General features: G+C 39.0%; 5 protein-coding genes, 1 pseudogene and 1 riboswitch. All 6 genes and pseudogenes read right to left on the bottom strand.

Translation table 11 applies throughout. From position 1 onward, the window contains the following. On the bottom strand, window positions 1–412 hold a 412-nt coding region (locus ACT8YW_RS21995), incomplete at its 3' end, for an ATP cone domain-containing protein (RefSeq protein ID WP_444107148.1). Window positions 413–452: 40 nt separating this feature from the next. Beyond that, a riboswitch (cobalamin riboswitch) is annotated at window positions 453–640 on the bottom strand. A gap of 496 nt (window positions 641–1,136) precedes the next feature. After that, window positions 1,137–1,754 carry a hypothetical protein gene (locus ACT8YW_RS22000; protein WP_444107149.1) on the bottom strand — a complete coding sequence of 206 codons (618 nt, stop codon included), beginning with the start codon at window positions 1,752–1,754 and terminating at the stop codon, window positions 1,137–1,139. Window positions 1,755–1,940: 186 nt separating this feature from the next. Further along, the gene (locus ACT8YW_RS22005; protein ID WP_444107150.1) at window positions 1,941–2,195 is read right to left on the bottom strand and encodes a hypothetical protein; all 255 of its coding nucleotides are present in this window, start codon (window positions 2,193–2,195) and stop codon (window positions 1,941–1,943) included. A 289-nt stretch (window positions 2,196–2,484) separates the two neighbouring features. Further along, window positions 2,485–3,735, bottom strand: a complete 1,251-nt coding sequence (locus ACT8YW_RS22010) for a site-specific integrase (RefSeq protein WP_444107151.1) — start codon at window positions 3,733–3,735, stop codon at window positions 2,485–2,487. 26 nt (window positions 3,736–3,761) lie between these two features. Then, window positions 3,762–3,893 carry a hypothetical protein gene (locus ACT8YW_RS22015; protein WP_444107152.1) on the bottom strand — a complete coding sequence of 44 codons (132 nt, stop codon included), beginning with the start codon at window positions 3,891–3,893 and terminating at the stop codon, window positions 3,762–3,764. Between the two features lie 47 nt (window positions 3,894–3,940). Further along, window positions 3,941–4,047: pseudogene (locus tag ACT8YW_RS22020) on the bottom strand (tyrosine-type recombinase/integrase); the annotation flags it as partial. Between the last annotated feature and the right edge of the window lie 249 nt (window positions 4,048–4,296).

Here is a 4,296-nt window from a genome sequence, read left to right on the forward strand (position 1 = left end):
CTTCGGAAGCGAACGTCATCATCTGTCCGGCAGGCGTGTGACTGCTCATGTTGGCATTGCTCAAGTTGACATCGTTCTTGTCGATAGCAACGATGCCGTCCATCACTTGCTTCATCTGGGTTTTCTTATCGCGCTCCGTATTCCGCCATTCGCGATAAATAATATATTTCTTCGCTACTTCCGGGCGTACTTTCATCAACGACTTTTCTACTAAATCCTGAATTTCTTCTACGGTAATAGTAGGAGTAGTAAACTGACTGATTACGTTCATAGTGATGTCAGCCACCAACTGCTGCTCATCCTGAATACCTGTTGCACTGAATGCTTTACTAATTGCATTCTTGATCTTACTGATAGAGAAATCTTCTCTCTTACCATCACGTTTGATGATACAAATTTCCGCGTAGTTCATAACTTTAACTCCCGAAAGTTTAAATTTAAAATATTGATAACTAAAAGAAAAAGTTCCGGCAGGTCTTCTGACTTATCCCTCCCTCGCAACACCTTCCCACACCGACATCGATGCAGTGGCTTATTGTGCGGATTCTTAGAGAATTACAGCAGCGGGTACTGTCGCCGATTTACACAGCGTTCCCTCATTGACTAAACCTCTTTTAGCTCCGAAACCGGATACAAAGATAGAAGATAATCTAATAGCTTGGTTAGCTTTTAACATTAAATTTCGGGAAACATTTCTTTCTCGCTGATACAGAAAGTTTTCCAAAACGGAAAACTTTTTTCTGATTTTAACGCAAAAAGTATTCTGTTTTCATTCATCCTTTTTCCAGAAAGTAGACATCTCACAGAGCACCTATCCCCTATTGCAACTACAAAAGTGGGAAATTATTTTCTTTTGTTCTATACAAAATCAAAGAAATATTTCTGCCTTTTAAAAATTACTACTGATTTTTTCTTTTTCACCCTATTTCCGAAAAAGGATTTTCGGAATGCGAAAAAAAGAAAAGGTAAACAGGAACAAAATAGAAAAAGAGAGAGAATAGGAAAAAGAGAAAAGGAAAATAAGAGACAAAAAAGCTGAATATAGGAAGAAGAAGAGAACACCTTATTTATTATATGTATTCCCGTCTCCTCCTTTATTTAAAATAGCTACTCACCTTCTTGCAAGCTTCCCTGTATCACTCCATGTTCTGCTCGGATAAAGGAAAATCTTTAGCGGGAAGGATGGGAATCACTTTCACCGGAAAGTTTTTGGCATCATAACAATTACCACAGACTTGGATAAATGCTTTACCGTCTACCGGTTGGTAAAAAGGCTGATAGTTTTCAGTTCCTGTGCGCCGGGGTTCGGCAGCTGATAGAAACTTGGCACTACCTTCGTAGACCCCGCCTTTCTGAAGCCAGTAATTGGTTTGCAACGACATGGCAAACACATATTCAATAGTGGGATTCTGTGATAAAATCCATTCGATGTGTTCAATTCCTTTCAGAGCTTTATCTTCGGGTATGAGAACCCTCTTTCCTTTGGGGGCAGGTTCCAAGTTATCATTGCACAGATTGGCGATATAGAAATCTTCGGGAGTCATTTGGTTACCCGTCAGTTTGGTGATATAGTTGAAAAGGTTGCGTGCCTCTACATTACGGCTACGTTCACCATGATCTTCAGGAAAGCCACGAAAGTAGTAATCGGCAAACATTACATATTCAGGCACAGTCTCCGACCATTGTAAATTAGAGTTTTCACCCACTACCAGCACTTTGGCATTATTTATTGATTTCCAGTCTTTTGTCCTCATTTTGTTCCTTATTTAATTCAGTGTACAAAAGTAGGATATTCTAATTGGATTTAGGCTGATTATCCGGATTAATTGTTTCTGATGTTTCATTTACTAAAGTTAAAAGTTTTTTAAACGAAGCAAGCTGAAACTTAGTAGGTTTCAGCTTGCTGGATAGAAATTGGGTTGTACTGTTAAATTTGTTAATTATTTAGTTCGTTCTTGTACAATCATTACGTAAACACTCTTAAAGTAAGTACCAGCATTTGGCAAACCGGAGCTACTGCCGTTACTTACCATTATCCCAGTCCCCATTAAACCGCCTACTTCCACTACTGTAGGACTGTCTTTTTTCCATTCATCACCAAGAGGATCTTTTTCTGTCACACATATTTTATATTTATACTCCCACGGGGTAGGAATTCTGCATCTGTCACCCTCTTTGGCTATTTCACTATCCACTAAGGCTCTGTCTACTTTATTTTGTAGATAACGGGAAAACCTTTGTTTACGCCTGTTGCAAGGTAAATGATACATGGAAAATAAAAAATAGTAATCAAACTCTCCACCCCTGCTTTTCAGGAGAATGGTAGAGGGAGAATGTCTTTTGCAAATTTTTTCGCTTGTATTATTTTCCTTTTGTTACTATTTGTTAGAAATAATGTTTGTTTCTGTTGGCTTATTTTGGTAAATATGCATACTTTTGCTGCATATTCAAGATTCCGTTACCTACAAAGTAACATTTTATTTGTCAAGCGACTGCTTTCCCTACCGACCGCTCTACGAAATCAATAATCCTCCTGTTCGCATCATCTATTTTCTTACTGTGGAATGGCTTCAGGTAGGTTTCTGTCACCGTGATAGACGAATGTCCCATCGCTTCGGAGATCACTCCCGGATGGATTTCGCAATAATAAGCAGTCGTAGCCCATGTATTATGACGTGCAGCATGATAGGTCAAATTCCGTTCTATACCGCATAATTGGGCTATTTCTTTCAGGTTAATGCAGATATTGGAAAGGCTTATCATATTAAAGACCTTATCCGTTTTCCTTTCATCCTTGTACTTCTCTATAATCATCAGAGGGATGCTTAACAGTTTGATATTACATACCGTCCCCGTCTTTTGGCGTGGTATCTTTATCCATGTGCTGCCGTCCTGTTCCATTATCAGGTTATCAACCGACAAGGCGCACATATCCGCATACGACAAACCCGTAAAAGATGAAAATACAAACCAATCCCTTATACGGTAATATCTTTTGGTCGCTATCGGAGTGGTGAGTAACTTTTGAAATTCTTCTTCCGTCAAGTACCTGTACTTTTTCAAAAGCTGTTCCGCTACATAATTCATAAACGGGTTACGTCTAAGCGTTCCCTGATTGATGGCACGTGTGACTATCTTCTTTAGTGAAATCATGTGTCCCAAAACGGTGCTTGCCTGCATCCGTTTATCTACCCTCAAATAGAAATCGAAATCATTTATAAACTTATGCGTAAGGCTGACTAACGGCACATCTTCCGAATTGTATTTCATGCGTATAAAGTTAGAGAGATGTTTAAATGTCAATAGATAGCAATAGTAACTATCATAAACACAGTTTACACCTACGCATTTTTCATACTCTGCGTTATGTTCCTGAAACAGTTGTAACAGGTTACTTGCTTTTTCCCCGATACCGTTTAAGGCGTTTTTCACCCTTTCGGCTGTTACATACCCTTCGGTTTCCACTATCCGGGAATAATGGGCTTTTACCTGCTTCTCCAAACGGTCAAGTTTCCGGTTTATCTCCATGAGTTCTTTTCTTTCTTTTTTCGCCCGTCCTTTCTTTGCGTCCCAATCAGAGGATGAAAGATCTATTTTCGTGCTGAACTGTACGGAGTTCGCATCTACCGTTATGCGTCCGACAATCGGACAAGTACCGTCTTTTCTGCGTTTGGACGTATTGAGATAAAATAAGACAGTAAAGGTGCTTCTTTGGGCTTTTGTATTCTTTTCCATATTGATAGTAATTTAGGATGATATGTTTATTGTTCTATGCCAACTAACCGGAATTTATCCTTTACCCGTTCTTCCAGTTTGTCGGTGTCTTCTGATATTTTGTCATTGCTGATTTTTGCGTATATCTGCGTGGAACGCAAATCCCTATGTCCTAACATACGGCTTACTGTTTCTATCGGTACGCCTTGAGATAAGCAAATTTCCGAAGCGTAGGTATGTCTCGCAAGGTAAGTAATATTTAGAAATGCAATAAAAAAACAGAATGACGAGAATTAAACGTAAAACGTTTATAATTAAGCATTTTGCAAGAATTGCAGAACAGACAGACCTGCAAAAGACAACAAAATATTGCGACGTTTCAGTTACCAGACTGTTAGCCGCCTGTTTCGGAAACAACGGCAGGTAACCGAATTTTTACCGATAGGAACAAAGCGGATTTGTATTCACTGTTTATCAATATTTTGCATGCCAAAGGACGCTTTTCAAAGGAGTATTTTTACAACCTAAAAAAGAGCGTTATGAAAGTGGAAAAATTCAAGGTGCTGCTCTACCTGAAAAAGA

The organism is Bacteroides sp. (assembly GCF_052357945.1).
In the GTDB taxonomy this organism is placed as follows: Bacteria; Bacteroidota; Bacteroidia; order Bacteroidales; family Bacteroidaceae; genus Bacteroides.